Source organism: Caballeronia novacaledonica, from assembly GCF_900258035.1.
Classification (GTDB): domain Bacteria; phylum Pseudomonadota; class Gammaproteobacteria; order Burkholderiales; family Burkholderiaceae; genus Caballeronia; species Caballeronia novacaledonica.
Map to the genome: position 1 here is coordinate 1 of NZ_OGTP01000027.1, position 18,257 is coordinate 18,257.

Below are 18,257 nucleotides of genomic sequence, written 5' to 3' on the forward strand. Positions count from 1 at the left end.
TAAGACAGACAAACCTTCCTCTGATACTTCGTGTGAGACTCTTGATACTTTTGCTATTGCTGCAGCGCCTAAGCACCACAACCGCACTCGCTATCAAGCGCCCACACTTATCGGCTGTTAGTTTTTAAAGAGCACATCGCAAGACACTCAAACCATCACTTCCGTCTTGCGTCGCTGCATCAGCAGCAGAGAAACGAGATTATGACGGGCCAATGACGTCATCGCAAGCCCCCTGCGCAAATTATTTTTCTGAAGCCGTAAAGCGCCTCGAAAGCTCAATGTCCCGACTGCGAACGCGAAAAGGCATGACCTATCTTCTCGCGCCCGATGATCACCCGGCAACTCAGCTTCCGAAAAACGGCGTGCAGAATCCCGCAGGCCCGACGCAATCCGATGCCGGCATCGAACCATGCTTCATCGACATCGGCGCACGCATCGAGCCGGAACCGGACGATGCGCCGCCCGCACTCGCGCCGCCGTAGGCTTCGTTCGTTGCGTTCGCGTTCTGTTGTGCAGCGACCTTCGCTTCCGCAGCCTGAATATCGGCGGGATAGTTGGCCTGCTCGCCCGTGGCAGGCGAGTAGCCGGCCTGTTCGAGCTGGACCAGTTCGGCCTTCACTTGTGCGCGCGTCAGCGGACCGTTCTGGCTCTGCGCGAAAACGAACGTGGGCGCAGCGACCACGGCGAGGGACACGACAAATTTGGCAATGGCGTTCATGATGTTCACACTCCGACAGAAAAGGTTGAACGGATCGCATACGCGATCCACGAACCTCATCGAACGCACAGGGCCCTTGCGCGGCTTCGACTCACTCGATCCCGGTTTCAAGCGTAGAGGCTTCGATTGGTAAACCCGGACACGTCGCGATCTATTCCCACGGCGAAGTGCGATTTCCGTCGAACGAGTGTCGACAACAATAAGGGAGGCGCGGAGGACGAACCGGATGAGGAGTCCGGCAAGGCGCCAGCCAGCGCCCGTCCACCGCGATCAGATTGTGACGCAAGCCGACGCGAAGATCATCGCTGCTCGCGTTGAAGATGCTTTGTCGATCCCGCAACAATGACAAGCATGCGCCCGATGCTCAATGCGCGTCCGGCACGAGATGCACGCGCTTCTCGGTCGCGGCTTCGACGGCCGCGCGCGAATACAGCAGCGGGAAGTACTGCCCGTCGAGCCACATCTGCGCGAGGTCGCGATAATGCGGGCTATCCGGATCGCCCGACTCGCCAGGCAGATTCACCGCGCGCGAGTTGTCCCAGTTGCCGACATCGACGACCACACGAAACGATGGCCCATTGGTCTCGCGGAAATCACTCGCGCGATACGTGGATTGATTCGGCGTATAAGCGCTTCCACCCTTTCCGATCGGTCCGACATCGAGCTTCGCGCGCATATCGGCATCGACGATATCGGCCAAAGGATGCGCGTTCAGATTCGTTTGCAGCTTGCCCCATTGCCATCGGCTTGCATCGTTTCCTTGCAGATGCCGCATCTCTTCAAAGGCATCGTGCAGGCTCGAAAGCAGCACGGCATCGCGACGGGCTTGCGCGTTGTCGCCGAAACGTGCCTCGGGATGTTCGAGCGTATCGAGCATCACGGCCGTATCGGGCGCGCCGAACGACGACGCCGCATTCTTCGGCAGCACCGCATCTTTGAACGTGCGTCCGAGATGCCGCGACAGCCACACTTCTTCGAGCGCGGCTTGCGGTGAATCCGCGTCCATGTGCGCGTCCCATCCCTTGAGCATCGCGAGCGCGGCGCGCGTGTCGTCGTCATCGCTCGAAAGCGGTGCAAGCAATGCAACGAGCCTGCGTGCCGGAATCGAAACGATATCGTTCTGCAAGCGCTCCGAGTCTTCGATCGACACCTTGGGCAGCGACTTCAAGACTTCATCGATGCGCTGATGTCGCGACCCGTTGGTCCATTCGAAGCCGAGTTTGCGTTCGGCATACGGATAACCCGCCGGCAAGTTCATCTCATTCGACGTGGTGAAATAGCCTTGCGCGGGGTTATAGGCCGAAGGCATGGCATCGCGCGGCAAGAAGCCGGCCCATTCGTAGCGGCCATCGCCGGGTACGGGCATGAGGCCGTCCCAGTTCGGACGTATCGGCGCAAGCCCGCTCGGCACCCAGCCGATGTTGCCGTCCTTGTCCGCGAAGACCTGATTGACGGTCGGTGCGCCCCAGGTCGCGAGCGATGCCTTGAATTGCGCGTAATTCTTCGCCCGCATGTAGCGCATCGAATCGAAATACGGCGACATGCCCGGCGACAACCACGCCGTGCGCACCGCGAATGCGCGATGCTTGCTTTCTTCCATATAGATCACGGGACCGTGACGCGTGAACAGCAGATCGGCGGCGACCGGCGGCCCGTTGCGTACCGCGAGCTGCTCGCGCACGACGCGCATCGGCTCCCACTTGCCCTTGTAGCGATACTGCCGCGGATTCGCCGGATTCAGCTCGTACACATACAGATCTTCCTGATCGATATTGAAGATCGTGAGACCGTAAGCGATCGAACCGTTATGCCCGATCGAAATGCCCGGCGCGGAAGGCTCGCCCCCGCCGATGATATCGAGCGTCGGCGTGCTGATCTGCTGGATGTACCGAAGGCTCGGCGCGGCGTATGCGCGATGCGGATCGTTCGCCATGATCGCGCGGCCCGTCGCCGACTTCGATGGCGCGATCACCCAGTTGTTGCTGCCTTCGGTGACTTCCTCGGGGTTGTCGGCGGCGGCGATCAATGTTGTCGATGCATCCGCGCTCTTCATCGATTCCTTCGTCACGCGCACGCCTTGTGTCGCGAGCGTGAAGACCTTGAGCACGTCATCGGGAAGACATGGATCGAGGCCGGCGGGCATTTGAGCCTTCCACGGCGGCTGCAGGCCGAAGCGCACGGTATCCGCGTCGAGCGAACTCTTGCACGCCACGCGCGCACGCGCGACTTCGCTCGTCAGATTTCGTGTGAGACCGTGACTGCGAATGCGCACGATGTCGTCGGCACTCCACTTTGCCGGCCAATAGCCGATCTTGCGAAACTCGTACGGCATGCGGTCCGGATGCGCCACGAGCCAGTCGATATACGCGTTGACACCCGCCGCGAAGCGCGTCGCGGCCGGCTTCGCATCGGGACCATAGCGCTGCCATTCGGTCGTCATGTCGCCGCGATAGAGAAAGAGCCGCGTGGCCTTGTCCTGCTCGACATACGCAGGGCCGAATACTTCCGAGAGCTCGCCGAGTCCGCGCCTGCGCCATAGATCGATTTGAAACATGCGGTCGCGCGCGGCGTTGAAGCCTTGCACGAAGAACGCGTCGCTGTCGTTGGCTGCGAAGATATGCGGTACACCCCAGCGGTCGATCAGAATGTCCGAGGGCTGCGAGAGGCCAGCCACAGCAATGGTTTCGACTGCAGGCGCATCGGCTTGCGCGATCTTCGACGCAAGCGATCCGAAAAGCGATGCGCCGATTATCAGCGCGAGCATGTGTTGTCTTTTTCTTCCCTTCATCGTGGCGTCTCCGTTTCTTATCAGGTCACTCGGATATCGCAATGTAATGCGAATACGGACGGCGCGCAAAACCGTTATAGCCGATGGGGGTTACATTCGGATACATCCATCCGCGTCTGCATGCGGGAAATGATGTCGAACGGGACGACGTTCATTCGTCGAATCGAGCGACGGCGCCCACAAAGGAGAAACACGATGAACAGTTCAAATCAATCGCTCGACCCGATCTCGATCGCGAAGCGCGTTTATGAAGCGTATGTCACGCAAGACCGTGACGCGATCGAAGCCATTGTCGCGGACGATTTCCACTTCACGAGCCCGCGAGACAATCGTCTCGACCGCGCGACCTATTTCGCGCGATGCTGGCCGAATTCACACGTAACGGACGACTTCACGTTCGTCCATCTCGTACGCGACGCCGACCACGTGTTCGTCACCTACGATCTGCGCATGAAGGATGGAAGCGCGTTTCGCAACACCGAGATTCTGACGATCCGCGACGGCAAGCTCGTCGATGCCCAGGTCTTCTTCGGATGGATGATTCCGCACGAAGCGCCAGAGGGAGGGTTTCTATAGGACTCTTTTCGGATTGCAGATCATTCTGTGAGGCATCGTGGTATCGACCAAGACGAAACACGCGCGATGCCTGATCGCATTTCAGCATTTTGATACCGCCGTGCTCGACCTTGCAATTTTTACCTGCTTCGCTATAACGCCTTAGTAGCGCCCGCACGCGTCGCTTGACAGCGAGGACCGCTCTCCTTTATTGTTTGGTACACCAACCAAGACCAGATACACCCGATCATGGAGCGCGCCATGAGCCGCATCACCGGCATACCCCTTTACCTGCTTCTCGCCGCGGCACTCGCGGCGTGCTCGCATCAGGAGCGCGACGTCTATCAGGGCTATGTTGAAGGAGAGTTCGTTTATCTCGGCTCGTCGCAATCGGGCAAGCTCGCGACCTTGTCCGTCGCGCGCGGGCAAACAGTGAAAGAGGGCACGAGCACGTTCGCGCTCGAATCCGTCGACGAAACCGCCGCGCTCGATCAGGCACAACGCCAGTTGGCCGCCGCCCAATCGCAGTTAGCAGACATCCTCACAGGGAAACGCGCACCCGAAGTCGCTTCGGTGCGCGCGCAACTCGCGCAGGCACGCGCGAACGCCCGCAAGGCCGCGCTGCAACTGAGCCGCGACGAAGCACAGTTCAGTGCAGGCGGCATCGCCAAGGGACAACTCGACGATTCGCGGGCCAATGCCGATGCCACGGCGGCGCAAGTGCGTGATCTCGCCGAACAGGTCGACATCGCGCGTCTGCCCGGACGTCCTCGGCAGATCGAAGCGCAGCGCGCGCAAGTGGCCGCCGCGCAGGCGTTCGCCGTACAAGCTCAATGGAAAGTCGATCAGAAGCGCGTCGCGGCGCCGGCGGATGGACTCGTGTACGACACGCTTTATCGCGTCGGAGAATGGGTGCAGGCGGGCACGCCCGTCGTGCAGATGTTGCCGCCGCAGAACGTGAAGGTGCGCTTCTTCGTGCCGGAAGCCGCAGTGGGCGGTCTCGCGACGGGGCGCGCCGTATCGATTCATTGCGACGGCTGCGCGGAAGATGTGCCCGCGAAGATCACCTACGTGTCGAATCAGGCGGAATACACGCCGCCTGTCATCTATAGCAACGAAAGCCGCTCGAAGCTCGTGTTCATGGTCGAGGCGCACCCTCAGCCCGCCGACGGAGCGAAGCTGCATCCCGGCCAACCGGTCGCGGTGAGGTTGCAATGAACACGCAGGACACGCCCTACGTCATCGACGTACACCTTCTCAACAAGCGCTTCGGCGACAAGCACGTCGTCAACGATGTCTCGTTGCAGGTCGGGCGCGGCGAGATCTTCGGCTTTCTCGGTCCGAACGGCAGCGGCAAGACGACCTCCATCCGCCTCATGTGCGGCCTGCTCACGCCCGATTCGGGCAGCGGCACGTGTCTCGGCTACGACATCGTGCGCGAGAGCGAAGAAATCAAGCGCAACGTCGGCTATATGACGCAACGCTTCTCGTATTGGGAAGACCTGACTATCCGCGAGAATCTCGACTTCGTCGCGCGCATGTATCAGATGGAGAACCGCCGCGAAGCCGTGGATCACGCGCTCGAAGCGCTGGGCTTGCAGAGCCGCGCAAAGCAACTCACAGGTTCGCTTTCGGGCGGATGGAAGCAACGCCTCGCACTGGCTGCATGCATGCTGCACGAGCCGAAATTGTTGTTGCTCGATGAACCGACTGCGGGTGTCGATCCCACCGCGCGTCGCGATTTCTGGGAAGAGCTGCATCGTCTCGCTGCGAAAGGCATCTCCGTGCTCGTCAGCACGCATTACATGGACGAAGCCGAGCGCTGTCACAAGCTCGCGTATATCGCTTACGGGAAGCTGCTCGCGCAGGGCACGGCGAACGAAGTCATCGCGTCGCAGAATCTCGCGACGTGGAGCATTCATGGCGAGCATCTCAGCGCGCTCTCGGAACGCTTGCGCAAGACTCCCGGCATCGACCAGACGGTCGTGTTCGGCTCGTCGCTTCATGTGAGCGGCAGCGATCATGCCGCGCTCGAACAGGCCGTGCGCGATGCGACGAAAGACGGCGCAACGCACGCGGAACGCATCGAAACCGGGCTCGAAGACGTGTTCATCTATCTGATGAGTCACGCCACCGACAACTTCAAGGTGGCCTCGTGAGCGCGCGTGGGCGCTTCTCCATCACGCGCTGGTGGAGCATCGTGATCAAGGAGTTTCTGCAACTTCGGCGCGACCGCATCACGTTCGGCATGATCGTCGGCTTGCCGATCGTGCAGCTCGCGCTCTTCGGCTATGCCATCAATACGGACCCGAAGCATCTGCCGACGGCCGTGATCGTCGGCGATCAAAGCGCGTTCTCGCGCAGCTTCATCGCCGCGATGGAGCATTCCGACTACTTCGATATCGTCGACACGCTGCCCGACGACGAAGCCGGCCGCCGCGCACTCGCGCAAGGCCGCGTGCTCTTCGTGCTCAACATTCCCGCCGATTTCTCGCACAAGCTGCTACGCGGCGAGCGGCCCGCGCTGCTCGTCGAAGCCGACGCGACCGATCCGAACGCGGTCAGCAAGGCGACCAGTTCACTGTCCTCGCTCGTGCAATCGGTGGCAAGCAAGGACCTCACCGGTCCGCTCGCGCGGCTGAACGGCGCGCCCGCCGCCTTCGACGTGCAGGTCCACAGCCTCTATAACCCTGAAGGCATCACGCAATACAACGTCGTGCCGGGCCTGATGGGCGTGATCCTCACGATGACCCTCGTGATGATGACCGGCCTCGCGATGACGCGCGAACGCGAACGCGGCACGATGGAGAATCTGCTCGCGACGCCCGTGCGCCCCGTCGAAGTGATGACGGGAAAGATCGTGCCGTACGTGTTCATCGGTCTCATTCAGGCATCGATCATTCTCGCGGCCACGCGCTTCGTGTTTCACGTGCCGTTCGTCGGCAATCCCTTTGCCATCTATCTCGCCGCGCTGCTTTTCATCGCCGCGAATCTGACGGTGGGCATCACGCTGTCGTCGCTTGCGCAGAATCAGCTTCAGGCGATGCAACTGACCATGTTCTACTTCCTGCCGAACATTCTTCTTTCGGGCTTCATGTTTCCGTTCGCGGGCATGCCGGCGTGGGCGCAGTTCATCGGCAATCTTCTGCCGCTCACCTACTTCAATCGCCTCATACGCGGCATTCTGCTCAAGGGCAGCGGCTGGGCGGACCTGTGGCCTTCGGTCTGGCCGATGGCGCTGTTCACCGTCATCGTGATGGGCATTGCGCTGCGCTTCTACCGGCGCACGCTGGATTAGGGAGACGTCGATGAAACCGCTTCTTCCTCTTTGCTTGCTCGTGTTATGCGGCTGCACGGTCGGCCCTGACTTTCATGCGCCCGCGCCGCCCGATTCGCAGCGCTATGTCAAGACAAGCGCGACGCCGCAACACTTTCCCGCCGCCGATCGCGCGTTGCCGCAATGGTGGACGCAGTTCGGTTCCGATGCGCTGAACCGTCTCGTCGATCGTGCATTGAACGATAGCCCCACGCTCGAGCAATCGCGTGCGAAGCTCGTTCAAGCGCGTGAAGACTATCGCGCGCAAGCGGGCGCGACGTACTTCCCCGCCATCGACGCCTCGCTTTCCACCACGCGCCAAAAGGTCGATCCCGCCGCGTTCGGCGTGCCCATTCCGAGCCCCGGTCCCTTCACGCTCTACGATGCGTCGGTCAGTGTGTCGTACACGCTCGATATCTTCGGCGGCGAACGGCGCGCGCTCGAAGCATTGCGCGCGCAAGTGGATTACCAATCCTTCGAACTCGATGCGGCGCGTCTTTCGATCGCGGGCAATGTCGTCGCCAGCGCGATCCGGCGTGCTTCGTTGCAGCAGCAGATCACGCTCACGGAGCGCCTCGTCGATGCACAGGCGCGGCAACTGACCATCATGGAAGGCCGCCTGCAAGCGGGCGGCGTCGCGCCCTTCGATGTGCGCAGCCAGCGCACGCTGGTCGAGCAAACGCGCGCGAGTCTGCCGTCGCTCGTCACGCAACGCGAACAGGCCGATCATCGGCTTGCGGTGTTGCTCGGCGTCGAGCCGTCCGCCGCCGACTTCGATGCGATCACGCTCGATTCGCTGCATCTGCCCGACAGCGTGCCGCTCACGCTGCCTTCGACGCTCGCACGCGAACGTCCCGACATTCGCGCATCCGAAGCCTTGCTGCACCAGGCGAGCGCGAACGTCGGCGTGGCGACGGCCGATCTCTATCCGAAGTTTTCGTTATCGGCGGGCGTGGGCAGCGAGCGCACGAACATCCACAACATGCTCGACAGCCTGAACGTATGGAATGTCGGCCTGAATCTGACGCAGCCGCTGTTTCATGGCGGCGAACTGCTTGCAAAGAAGCGTTCGGCGCAAGCGGCCTACGATGCGGCCATGCAGGCTTATCGGCAAACCGTGCTCGACGCGCTCCAGCAAGTCGCCGATAGCCTCACCGCGCTGCGAAACGATACGAGCACAGTCCAGTCGCGCGAGATCGCAGCGAGTGAAGCCCAAGCGAATCTCGATACCGCCGGCGCGCGCTTCACCGCAGGCGGCGTGAGCCGTTTCGATTTGCTCGACACGCAACGCCAGGCGCTGCAAACGCAGCTCGATTACGCGCTCGCGCAGGCGAACCGCCTTTCCGACACGGCCGCGCTTTTCCAGTCGCTCGGCGGCGCAGGCGAAGACACGAAGGCGGCGATCAAACCGGTTGCATCCGCAACTAATTAGCGAGCGTCCCGAGCCGATGCTTGAGCACCTTGCCGCTCGCGGAGACCGGCAGCGCGTCGAGAATGCGAATGGATGAAGGCCGCTTGTACGGCGCGAGCCGTGCGCTCACCCATTCCGCCAGTTCGCGTTCGTACGCCGCGTAGCCCGGCCTCAGTTCGACGAACGCGAGCACGTCCTCGTTCCCCGAAACGCTTCGACCGATCACGGCGGAATGCAGCACGGCAGGATGACTGTTGAACGCCTGCTCCACTTCGGCGGGATACACGTTGAAACCCGAACGGATGATGAGCTCCTTGCTGCGTCCGACAATGTACAGATTGCCGTTCTCGAAGCGCGCGAGGTCGCCGGTTTTGAGCCATCCATCCGTCGTTACCGTGGCCGCCGTTTGCGCGGCATCGCGGTAGTAGCCGAGCATCACGTTGGGACCGCGTATCCATAGTTCGCCCGCGTCGTCGGCTTCGCCTGCTTGCGCGAGCGGCACGATACGCGCTTCGATGCCGGGGATCAACGGACCGACGGACGCATCGCGCGCCGGTGCGTCGAGAAGCGTGTTCGATACGGTCGGGCTGCTTTCGGTCATGCCGTAACCGTTGTGCAAGGGCACGCCGTAAAACGCTTCAGCAGCGGCCTTGAGCGTCATGTCGAGCGGCGATCCGCCGCAATAGACGAATCGCAGCGACGGCGCATTCAGACCGCCGCGCGGCGTGAAATGATCGATCAGCTTCGCGTGCATCGCGGGCACGCCCTGAAAGATCGTCATGCGTTCGTCGCTGAGCACGCGTCCCGCGCGCTCGACGTCGAAGCGCGCGGCGAGCCGCAGCGTCGCGCCCGCATACAGCGAGCCGAGGCACATCGACGCAAGACCGAACACGTGCGAGATGGGCAACACGGCATAGACGCGATCGCTCGAACTCACGCGGCGCAGCGTGCTCGAAACCGCCGCGACGAAGAGCAGATTGCGATGCGACAGCATCACGCCTTTCGGAGCGCCCGTGGTGCCGGTCGTGTAGATGAGCGCGGCGCATTGCTGGTCCGAAGGCAGGCCATGCGGTTCTTGCTCCGAAGCCGTATCGATGGCACTCAGCGCGAATGCGCCCATCGGTAACGATTCGACCGAAGCGCCGTCGCGTTGTGCGTGACGCGCGGCGTCATCGGACGCTTCGACGGTATAAAGCGCGATGCGCGGCTTCGCATGCGCGCGAATCGCATCGAGCTCGACGGCGGAAAGGCGCGCATTCGCGACGAGCACCCATGCATCGAGGCGGCTCGCGGCAAAGAGCGATGCGACGAGCGCGACGCTGTTCTCGCCGATCAGCATCACGCGATCGCCGGCACGCACGCCCGCGGCTGTCAAACGCGCGGCGAGCGCATCGACGGCATCGTCGAGTTGCGCATAGGTCAGCGTCCGCGCGTCCTCATGCAACGCGATGTGATCGGGATGCGCCTGCGCGCCGCGAGAGACGATCGCATCGATTCTCTCCGGCAACGACGCGATGAGCTTGTTCGTATCCATATCGGGCGATATCGTTCGTGACCCTGAGGCCCGAATGATAACGCTCATGCTAGACGTCACCGTCATCGACATCGCGCCGATGCGCAAGCAGTGCCATCAATCGACGATCGCGCCAGCGGCTGCGCGCTTCGATGCGTTCGCGCGGCAACACGGCGCGGCGTTCCGCATCGAGCTTGTCGAGCGTGTCGGCGGGCCAGTCGAACGGCTTGCGCCCCGACGCGATCGATCGATACGTGCCGCTGTAACGCGCCGCGTAATCGGCCACGCCGCCGGGCGCGTTCAGGTCGATCGTTTCGAACGGCCCCATGAACGACCAGCGCATCGCGAGTCCGTCGCGAATCACGGTGTCGAGATCGGCGGCGCTCGCATAGCCTTGTTCGTAGAGACTCAATGCTTCGTCGAGCAGCGCACCTTGCAGACGATTGAGCAAGAAGCCCGATATTTCCCGGTTGACGGTCACGGGCTTTTGTCCCGCTCGTTCGTAGATGGCGCGCGCGCGTTCCATCGTTTCATGCGAGGTCCACGGCGCGCCGCATAGCTCGACGAGCGGCACGAGCGAAGGCGGATTCACCGGATGCGCGACGAGGCACCGCGCGCGGCCTTCGAACCCTTCCGTGAATGTCGATGCGGGCAGCCCCGACGTCGAACTCGCGAGCAGCGCATCGGGCTTCGTCAGCCGATCCAGTTCGATGAACAACGCGCGCTTCGCTTCGACCACTTCCGCGATGTTCTCCTGCACGAGATCCGCATCGGCGACGGCATCGGCAAGGCTTTCGCACGCGGTGATGCGTGCAACGATCATATCGACGGGTTCATCGATCAGCTTGAAGGACGCGAGATCCCGCAGGCTTTCGCGGATCGACGGAATCGCGCCCGCGAGCATCTCCGCCGATGCATCGTGAAGCTTCACGTCGAAGCCGCTCTTCGCGAACACGATCGCCCACGCACGGCCGATGCGGCCCGAACCGATCACCGCAATGTTCTTCGCTTGCATCCGCGTCTCGTCCTCACGTCAAAAATTGGTATCGCTCGCGCCCTTGAGCCGGAGCATCTCGCGTGCTTCGGCGGGCGTTGCGATATCGAGCGACAATCCTTCGATGACCTGACGAATCTTGCGCACCTGCGCCGCGCTCGATTCGGCGAGCTTGCCCGGCTCGATCCACAGCGAGTCTTCGAGACCGACGCGCACGTTCGATCCCTGCGCGACACCGATGGAGCCGAGCGGAATCTGATTGCGGCCCGCGCCGAGAATCGACCACACATAGTCCTTGCCGAAGAGACGATCCGCGGTGCGTTTCATATGCGCGAGATCTTCGGGATGCGGCCCGATGCCGCCGAGCAAACCGAATACGCTCTGCACGAAGAACGGCGGCTTCGCGAGTCCGCGATCGACGAAGTGCGCGAGATTGTAGAGATGCGAGATGTCGTAGCACTCGTACTCGAAGCGCGTGCCGTTCGCGCTGCACGATGTCAGGATGTATTCGATATCCGCGAAGGTGTTCTTGAACACGAGATCGCGGCTATTCTCCAGATGCTTGCGCTCCCACTCGTACTTGAGGTCCTTGAAGCGCTCCAGCATCGGATAGAGGCCGAAGTTCATCGAGCCCATGTTGAGCGAAGCGACTTCCGGCCTGAAATGATGCGCAGGCTTCAATCTCTCCGCGACCGTCATGTGCGGACTGCCGCCCGTCGTGATGTTGATGACCGCATCGGTATTCGCCTTGATGCGCGGCAGAAATTCCTGAAACACGGCGGGGTCTTGCGTCGGATGCCCGTCATTCGGATCGCGTGCGTGCAGATGCAGAATCGCTGCGCCTTCCTGCGCGGCCGCGAGCGCCGCATCGCCGATCTGTTGCGGCGTCAGCGGAAGATACGGCGACATCGAAGGCGTATGGATCGCGCCCGTCGGCGCGCACGTGATGATGACCTTGCGTTTCGTTGCCATGTGATCCTCTTGCGATTAAAGGACTTCCACGTTGCCGCACACGGAGATCGCCTGTCCCGAGATGCCGCCGCCCGCGGGCGAGCAGAGAAAGAGCGCGGTCGCCGCGACTTCCTCGGGCGTCGTCATCCGGCGCAGCGAAATCTTCGCGAGATACTGCTTTTCCATCTCTTCATAGGACAGATTCAACTGCTTCGCACGCGCGGCGATCACGCGCTCGATGCGCGGTCCTTTCACGATGCCCGGCTGTATCGCATTGACGCGGATATTCGACGGCCCCAGTTCGATCGCGAGGCTCCTGGTCATGCCGACGACCGCCCACTTCGTCGCGGCGTAAGGCGTGCGGAACGCGTAGCCGAGCCGTCCCGCAACGGACGACAACGCGATGATCGTCCCGCCGCCATGCGCCTCGCGCAACAGCGGCACCGCGCGGCGCGCGAAGTAGAACTGCGCGTTCAGATTGACGTCGATGGTCTGTTCCCACTCGTCCACATCGATTTCTTCGATACCGCCCGTCGGGCCCGCGATGCCCGCGTTGTTCACGAGCACATCGAGTCCGCCGAGTTCGCGCCGCACGTCGGCGAACACGCGCTCGACGGCTGCCTTGTCCGCGACATCCGCGAGCGTCGACGTGATCGCGTTGCACTCCACGCTCGCTTCGGCGTTCGCCAGCGCATCGATCGCGTCGGGGCTCGCATCGCAGATGTGCACGCGCGCGCCCGCATCGATGAACGCGCGCGCGATCACGAGCCCGATGCCCGATGCGCCGCCCGTGACGAGCACGCGCAGACCCGCGTGCGGTTTCAGCATCTGAAGAACCGTCATGCATGTCTCCTTGTTCGAGGAGGCGATATCCCGACTACGCGAACTTCGCGGACACCGCCCGCCGAATCTCCGCAAACGCGACCGGCTTCACGAGATGATGATCGAAGCCCGCTTCCTTCGAGCGCTGCCGATCGTGCGCCTGTCCATAACCCGTCACCGCGATCAGCAACGCTTCAGCGGTTGCGGGACGCGCGCGCATCTCGGCCGCGAGGCTGTAGCCGTCCATTCCCGGCAAACCGATGTCGAGCAGCACGATCTGCGGCGCGAAAACATCGGAGAGCGCGAGCGCTTCGGCCGCGTCGTGGGCCGTGCGCACTTCGAAGCCGTCCGCTTCGAGCAGCAGCGCCATCGCCGTGGCCGCGTCCACGCTGTCGTCGACGAGCAGCACGCGCTTGCCGCTCGCCACGTTCACCGGCGCTTCTCCGACGCCCTGCGCGGCCACTTGCGGGTCCATCGCGAGCGGCAGCCACACGACGAACTCGCTGCCCGTCTGCGGCCCGGCCGAAAATGCCTCGATACGCCCGCCCTGCAACTCGACGAGCGTCTTCGCCAATGGCAAGCCGATGCCGAGCCCGCCCTCCGATCGTTCGAGCGACGTCTCGGATTGCACGAAGAGATCGAAGATATGCGGCAGCATGTCGGGCGCGATGCCGATGCCCTTGTCGTGCACGACGATGCGCACTTCATCGCCGAACTGTTCGGACTCGATCGCGATCTCGCCCTCTTCGAGACTGTATTTCGACGCATTCGACAGCAGATTGCCGAACACCTGCGCGAGCCGCACGCTATCGCCGACGATGTAAAGCGGCGCATCCGGCAGCTTCACCGTCAACGTATGGCGCTTGCGTTCGAGCGCGGGCTGCACCGTCTCGATGGCCGCCGCGATCGCCGCCGCGAGCTCGACCGTTTCCTGACGCAGCGTGATCTTGCCCTGCGTGATGCGCGCGACATCGAGCAGATCGTCGACGAGACGGCTCAGGTGCCGGACTTGTCTGTCGATGATCGCGCGCACCGTCGCGAAGTGCTTCACGGAGGGCTCGCGATCGGGATCGAGCAAATCCACCGCATTGCGGATCGGCGCGAGCGGATTGCGCAACTCGTGCGCGAGCATCGCGAGAAATTCGTCCTTGCGGCGGTCCGCTTCGCGCAGCAGCAGTTCGGCGGCCTTGCGCTCGGAGATATCGTTGACGATGCCCGCAATCCGATACGGCCGCGCCGGATGGCCCGCCGCGCCGCGCACCTGAAACGCGCGCTCCGCCACCCAGCGCGGCCCGCCGCTCGCGCGCACGATGCGATATTCCACCTGATACGGCGTGCCGTTCGCGAGCAATTGCCGATACGCTTCGGCGACATGTTCGCGATCCAGCGGAAGAATATCGCCGGACCAGTGATCCGGTCCGGGCACGGGAGCGGGCGCGCCGCCGCCCGTATCGAAGAGATGCGTGTATGCGGGGCTCACGTAGAGCAATTCGCCGGATGCGGGATCGAGCATCCAGAACACATCGTCGATATTTTCTGCAAGCTGGCGAAAGCGCTCTTCGCTCTCCCGCAACGCGTTTTCCGCGAGCCGCACGCGCAGCAGGGCGCGCACGTGCGCGATCAGCTCGGCGGGTTCCACGGGTTCGGTCAGATAGCTGTCCGCGCCGCCTTCGAGACCGCGAATGCGATCGAGGCTATGCACCGCCGCCGCCGACGTCTGCAGCACGAGCGTGTTCGCGGTCTCCGCCGACGCCTTGATCTGCCGGCACACTTCGAGCCCGTTGATGTCGGGCAGCTTGACGTCGAGCAGCACGAGATCGGGCGCTTCCAGGCGCACGCTTTCCAGCGCGGCGGTGCCCGTCGCCGCTTCGATCACGTTGAAGCCCGCGCGCGACAGAATGCGCGTTTTCGCATAGCGCGCGCCGTCGTTGTCGTCGACGTTGAGAATCAGCACCTCGTTCCGGTCGCTTCTCATGATGATCGTCCCTTGCCCGTCACCGCGTCCAGCACGCCCGGCAACGCTCCGCCGCCGACCGGCTTTTCGATGAACGCGGCCGCGCCGAGCGCCTGCGCTTCGTCGCGATCCCCGGCGTCGCCGAGCACGGCGATCGGAATGCTGCGCGTCGCGGCCTGCGCGCGCAGCGCGGCGAGCCAGATCCACGCTTCCGACGGCGCGGGCCGCACCGCGAGCAGCAGCGCGGCGGGCTGCGTGCGCGCGAGCAGGCGGCCGGCTTCGTCGAGCGTCGCGGCGCTCATCGCACGATACGACGAATCGCGCAGCGCGGCCTCGCAGTCGAGCCGCTCGATCGGATTGCTCGCGACGATCAGCACGGCGGGCCGCGGATCGCTTGCCGCATGATGCGCCGTGTCGAAGTCCGCGCCGTAGTGAGCGGGAATCGTCGCGCTGAAGGTCGAGCCGCGCCCGGCTTCGCTCGCGAGCGAAACGTCGCCGCCCAGCAGCTTGCAGAGCTTGCGGCACAGCGGCAGGCCGAGCCCCGTGCCCTTCACGTATTGCTGAAGCCGGTTCTCGACTTGCCCGAATTCCTCGAACACCACTTGCTGATGCTCGGGCGCGATGCCGATGCCCGTATCGCTGACGGAAAACGTGATGAGCCGGCGCACGTCGTCATAGCTCGCGGCGACGCGCACTTCGCCGCGCTCGGTGAACTTGAGCGCGTTCGACACGAAGTTGCGCAGCACCTGCGCGACCTTGGCTTCATCGGTGCGGATGGGCGGCAGGCCTTCGCACGACTCGAACACGAGCTCCACCGCGCCGCCCGGCGACAGGGGCCGCAACATGCCGCGCAGCGCCGAAAACAGGGTATCGACTTCGAATTCGGCCGGACGCACTTCGATCTTGCCCGCCTCGATCTTCGCGAGATCGAGCAGATCGTCGACCGTTTCCGACAGATCTTCCGCCGCCTTGCGGATGAAGCGCACCTGTTTCTCCTGCTCTTCCGTCAGATCGCCGTCGATACGCTCCAGCAAGAGCTTCGACAGCGCGCGGATCGACGAGAGCGGCGTGCGGAACTCGTGGCTCATGTTCGACAGAAAGCGCGACTTCGATTCGTCCGCGCGACGCAGATGATCCGCGCGCGCGTCGAGTTCCGCATAGAGCGCGACGACGCCGCGATTGGTGTCCTCGAGTTCGCGCGTCAGGCGTGTCAGTTCTTCCTGACGCTCGCGCAGATCGGCGAACGCGGCGATCAGCTCGCGATTCTGGCGCTGCAATTCCGCCGCCGTATCTTCGTCCGACTGACGCGAAAGCGCGCCGCCGACCGCCTGCACATCGCACGGCGCGCCGTCGGGCAAGGCTTTCGCGAGCGAGATCGACGTGACGCCGTCCGCTTCGTCGGCGATCGTGCACTGGTCCATCAGGCGCTGCGCCGCGAGCAGGCCGAGCGCGGCTTGCGAGTCGTCGTTGCGCATCGCGCGCAAGCGCTCGCCCGCGCCGGCGGCCGTCAGGAAACGCACGACGAAGCGTCGCGAACGCTCGCTCTGATCGACGAGAAATTCCGCGCGCGCCGGCTGCCCCGCCATCAGCACCGTGCGCGCCGCTTCGAGAACGGATGTCGAAATGCGCGTCTGGTCCTGCGGCGAGAACCCGAGCGCCGCGCTCGCGTCGCGCGCCTTCACGCGGGCCGCGACCATGTCGCGCTCGTCCTCGATAGGCATCGCGTAGAGCGGCTGCGTCATCATGCGCCTCCGGTCACGCGCGCGACGAATACGGTGATGTCGTCGCGGCCGCGCGAGAAGTCGCGGTACAGCACCGCCGCGACGAGCGCCGGATGACGCATCGCGAGACCCGGATAGCGCGCGAGATCCCAGCGCGACGTGAGGCCGTCCGAATGCAGCACGACGAGCGCGTTCGGCGGATACGGCACGTCGAACAACTGCGCGCGCCGCGCCGCGTGCCCGACGATGCCGCTGTGCGACACGAGATGTTTGTGCGAGCTTTCCGTCCACACGCTCGCGGAAATATTGCCGATGCCCGCGTACGAAACCGGCATGCCCGACATCGACGCGAACGCCGGCATGCGCGCGATGCCGACCGCCGCGCCGCGCGTCGGGCGCAATGCTTCGTTGGCGGCGTCCATGATGCGGTCGAGCGGCAGATCGCCGTTCGCGGCGAGCGCCTTCGCCGCTTCGATCGCCGCGACGTTCGCGAGCGGACCGTGACCGAGGCCGTCGGCGACGAGCACGGTGAATTCGCCCTGATTCGTGTGACATGCCCACGCATCGCCGGAAACGGTTTCCGTTTGCAGCGGCAGATTCACGACGCCGTAGGTCAGTTGCGCGGCAGGCGCGTTCGCCGGGCCCGGCGCATTCCAGAACACGACCCGCAGCACGCTGCCGCGCCCCGGCGCGCTCCAGATGTCGAGCTCGTCGGACAGGCGCTCGATCGCGCCCATGCCGGTGCCGGGACTGCCGGCGGTCGTGTAGCCGTCCTCGAAACAGCGATGCAGATCGTGAATGCCCGAACCGCTGTCGATGCACAGCACTTCGATGCCGTAGCGCAACGTCGCGCCCGCGCCGGCATTGACGAGCGGCCGCACGAGCAGCTCGCCGCGCGCCGCGTGCTTCAGCAGATTCGTGCAGCATTCGGTGACGACGATCGCGAGCTCGCCCGCGATCGTCTCGTTGAAACCGAGCCCGCGCGCGAGTTCGCCGATCGAGCGCCGCGCATAGGCGATCTGGCTCGCCTCGGCGATCTCGTAGCGCTGCTGCGCGGCCATCGATTCCTTCAGAACGGTTTCCATTTGGTGATCGAAACGTGCGTGCCTTCGCCGGGCGCCGAGCGGATCTCGAACTCGTCGCACAGGCGTTTCGCGCCGCCGAGGCCGAGGCCCAGGCCGCTGCCCGACGTGAAGCCATCCGACAGCGCGCGCTGGATATCCGGAATGCCCGGGCCGTTGTCGACGAATTCGAGTTTGAGGCCGCGGCGGCCATTGCGCTCGACGAGATAGCAATGAACGTCGCCGCCGCCGCCATAGATGAGCGTGTTGCGTGCCAGCTCGCTCGCCGCCGTCACGAACTTGGTCTGATCGATGAGAGACAGGCCTTGCGCGACGGCCTTCTCGCGCACGAACTGGCGCAGCCGCACGATCTGCTCGTCGGAGCGGATCGGCAGCGTGTCGGGCGGCGAGGCGGACGTCGGCGCGGCTGTGGAGTTGAAGATCGTCATGGCG

15 protein-coding genes are annotated in these 18,257 nt (G+C 63.7%); 5 read left to right on the forward strand and 10 right to left on the reverse strand.

Annotated features, from left to right (window positions below; genetic code table 11):
* Nucleotides 1-343: 343 nt before the first annotated feature.
* A complete protein-coding gene (locus NOV72_RS27055; protein WP_106857661.1) occupies nucleotides 344-718 on the reverse strand; it encodes a DUF4148 domain-containing protein in 375 nt (124 codons plus the stop codon).
* Between the two features lie 364 nt (nucleotides 719-1,082).
* The gene (locus NOV72_RS27060; protein ID WP_106857606.1) at nucleotides 1,083-3,506 is read right to left on the reverse strand and encodes a penicillin acylase family protein; all 2,424 of its coding nucleotides are present in this window, start codon (nucleotides 3,504-3,506) and stop codon (nucleotides 1,083-1,085) included.
* A 195-nt stretch (nucleotides 3,507-3,701) separates the two neighbouring features.
* Here NOV72_RS27060 and NOV72_RS27065 point away from each other — a divergent pair, with 195 nt between their 5' ends.
* The 5 genes from NOV72_RS27065 to NOV72_RS27085 all read left to right on the forward strand — a co-directional run bounded on the left by NOV72_RS27065 (nucleotide 3,702) and on the right by NOV72_RS27085 (nucleotide 8,809).
* On the forward strand, nucleotides 3,702-4,082 hold the full coding sequence (locus NOV72_RS27065) for a nuclear transport factor 2 family protein (RefSeq protein ID WP_106857607.1): 381 nt from the start codon (nucleotides 3,702-3,704) through the stop codon (nucleotides 4,080-4,082).
* A gap of 240 nt (nucleotides 4,083-4,322) precedes the next feature.
* Entirely contained in the window at nucleotides 4,323-5,279 is a 957-nt protein-coding gene (locus tag NOV72_RS27070; protein WP_106857662.1) for an HlyD family secretion protein, read from the forward strand.
* Nucleotides 5,276-6,220 carry an ABC transporter ATP-binding protein gene (locus tag NOV72_RS27075; RefSeq protein WP_106857608.1) on the forward strand — a complete coding sequence of 315 codons (945 nt, stop codon included), beginning with the start codon at nucleotides 5,276-5,278 and terminating at the stop codon, nucleotides 6,218-6,220. The genes NOV72_RS27070 and NOV72_RS27075 overlap by 4 nt, the downstream gene beginning before the upstream one ends.
* Nucleotides 6,217-7,359, forward strand: a complete 1,143-nt coding sequence (locus tag NOV72_RS27080; protein WP_106857609.1) for an ABC transporter permease — start codon at nucleotides 6,217-6,219, stop codon at nucleotides 7,357-7,359. The genes NOV72_RS27075 and NOV72_RS27080 overlap by 4 nt, the downstream gene beginning before the upstream one ends.
* A 10-nt stretch (nucleotides 7,360-7,369) precedes the next feature.
* Nucleotides 7,370-8,809: an efflux transporter outer membrane subunit gene (locus NOV72_RS27085; protein WP_106857610.1), complete on the forward strand. Its 1,440-nt coding sequence runs from the start codon at nucleotides 7,370-7,372 to the stop codon at nucleotides 8,807-8,809.
* Here the strand turns inward: NOV72_RS27085 and NOV72_RS27090 are convergent.
* The 8 genes from NOV72_RS27090 to NOV72_RS27125 are packed head-to-tail and all read right to left on the reverse strand — an operon-like array spanning nucleotide 8,802 to nucleotide 18,253.
* Nucleotides 8,802-10,322, reverse strand: coding sequence for a class I adenylate-forming enzyme family protein (locus NOV72_RS27090; RefSeq protein WP_106857611.1), 1,521 nt, complete (start codon nucleotides 10,320-10,322; stop codon nucleotides 8,802-8,804). The genes NOV72_RS27085 and NOV72_RS27090 overlap by 8 nt on opposite strands.
* A gap of 49 nt (nucleotides 10,323-10,371) precedes the next feature.
* On the reverse strand, nucleotides 10,372-11,316 hold the full coding sequence (locus NOV72_RS27095; protein ID WP_106857612.1) for a 3-hydroxyacyl-CoA dehydrogenase: 945 nt from the start codon (nucleotides 11,314-11,316) through the stop codon (nucleotides 10,372-10,374).
* An 18-nt stretch (nucleotides 11,317-11,334) separates the two neighbouring features.
* Nucleotides 11,335-12,267: a 3,5-dioxohexanoate:acetyl-CoA acetone transferase gene (gene kce / locus NOV72_RS27100; RefSeq protein WP_106857613.1), complete on the reverse strand. Its 933-nt coding sequence runs from the start codon at nucleotides 12,265-12,267 to the stop codon at nucleotides 11,335-11,337.
* Between the two features lie 15 nt (nucleotides 12,268-12,282).
* Nucleotides 12,283-13,089 carry an SDR family oxidoreductase gene (locus NOV72_RS27105; RefSeq protein ID WP_106857614.1) on the reverse strand — a complete coding sequence of 269 codons (807 nt, stop codon included), beginning with the start codon at nucleotides 13,087-13,089 and terminating at the stop codon, nucleotides 12,283-12,285.
* 34 nt (nucleotides 13,090-13,123) lie between these two features.
* Nucleotides 13,124-15,043 carry a hybrid sensor histidine kinase/response regulator gene (locus NOV72_RS27110; protein WP_106857615.1) on the reverse strand — a complete coding sequence of 640 codons (1,920 nt, stop codon included), beginning with the start codon at nucleotides 15,041-15,043 and terminating at the stop codon, nucleotides 13,124-13,126.
* Nucleotides 15,040-16,767 carry an ATP-binding protein gene (locus tag NOV72_RS27115; protein ID WP_245933165.1) on the reverse strand — a complete coding sequence of 576 codons (1,728 nt, stop codon included), beginning with the start codon at nucleotides 16,765-16,767 and terminating at the stop codon, nucleotides 15,040-15,042. Before NOV72_RS27115 ends, NOV72_RS27110 begins: the two co-directional genes overlap by 4 nt.
* Complete coding sequence (locus tag NOV72_RS27120) at nucleotides 16,764-17,828, reverse strand: ATP-binding SpoIIE family protein phosphatase (protein WP_106857616.1); 1,065 nt, start codon at nucleotides 17,826-17,828, stop codon at nucleotides 16,764-16,766. The genes NOV72_RS27115 and NOV72_RS27120 overlap by 4 nt, the downstream gene beginning before the upstream one ends.
* A complete protein-coding gene (locus NOV72_RS27125) occupies nucleotides 17,813-18,253 on the reverse strand; it encodes an anti-sigma regulatory factor (protein ID WP_106857617.1) in 441 nt (146 codons plus the stop codon). Before NOV72_RS27125 ends, NOV72_RS27120 begins: the two co-directional genes overlap by 16 nt.
* Nucleotides 18,254-18,257 lie beyond the last annotated feature (4 nt).

Bases quoted from the DNA above. Each gene is read 5' to 3' on its own strand.
- NOV72_RS27125 (WP_106857617.1), bottom strand. From the start codon at position 18,253: ATGACGATCTTCAACTCCACAGCCGCGCCGACGTCCGCCTCGCCGCCC.
- NOV72_RS27120 (WP_106857616.1), bottom strand. From the start codon at position 17,828: ATGGAAACCGTTCTGAAGGAATCGATGGCCGCGCAGCAGCGCTACGAG.
- NOV72_RS27095 (WP_106857612.1), bottom strand. From the start codon at position 11,316: ATGCAAGCGAAGAACATTGCGGTGATCGGTTCGGGCCGCATCGGCCGT.
- NOV72_RS27075 (WP_106857608.1), top strand. From the start codon at position 5,276: ATGAACACGCAGGACACGCCCTACGTCATCGACGTACACCTTCTCAAC.
- NOV72_RS27110 (WP_106857615.1), bottom strand. From the start codon at position 15,043: ATGAGAAGCGACCGGAACGAGGTGCTGATTCTCAACGTCGACGACAAC.
- NOV72_RS27055 (WP_106857661.1), bottom strand. From the start codon at position 718: ATGAACGCCATTGCCAAATTTGTCGTGTCCCTCGCCGTGGTCGCTGCG.
- NOV72_RS27115 (WP_245933165.1), bottom strand. From the start codon at position 16,767: ATGATGACGCAGCCGCTCTACGCGATGCCTATCGAGGACGAGCGCGAC.
- NOV72_RS27070 (WP_106857662.1), top strand. From the start codon at position 4,323: ATGAGCCGCATCACCGGCATACCCCTTTACCTGCTTCTCGCCGCGGCA.
- NOV72_RS27105 (WP_106857614.1), bottom strand. From the start codon at position 13,089: ATGACGGTTCTTCAGATGCTGAAACCGCACGCGGGTCTGCGCGTGCTC.
- NOV72_RS27065 (WP_106857607.1), top strand. From the start codon at position 3,702: ATGAACAGTTCAAATCAATCGCTCGACCCGATCTCGATCGCGAAGCGC.
- NOV72_RS27085 (WP_106857610.1), top strand. From the start codon at position 7,370: ATGAAACCGCTTCTTCCTCTTTGCTTGCTCGTGTTATGCGGCTGCACG.
- NOV72_RS27060 (WP_106857606.1), bottom strand. From the start codon at position 3,506: ATGAAGGGAAGAAAAAGACAACACATGCTCGCGCTGATAATCGGCGCA.
- kce (WP_106857613.1), bottom strand. From the start codon at position 12,267: ATGGCAACGAAACGCAAGGTCATCATCACGTGCGCGCCGACGGGCGCG.
- NOV72_RS27090 (WP_106857611.1), bottom strand. From the start codon at position 10,322: ATGGATACGAACAAGCTCATCGCGTCGTTGCCGGAGAGAATCGATGCG.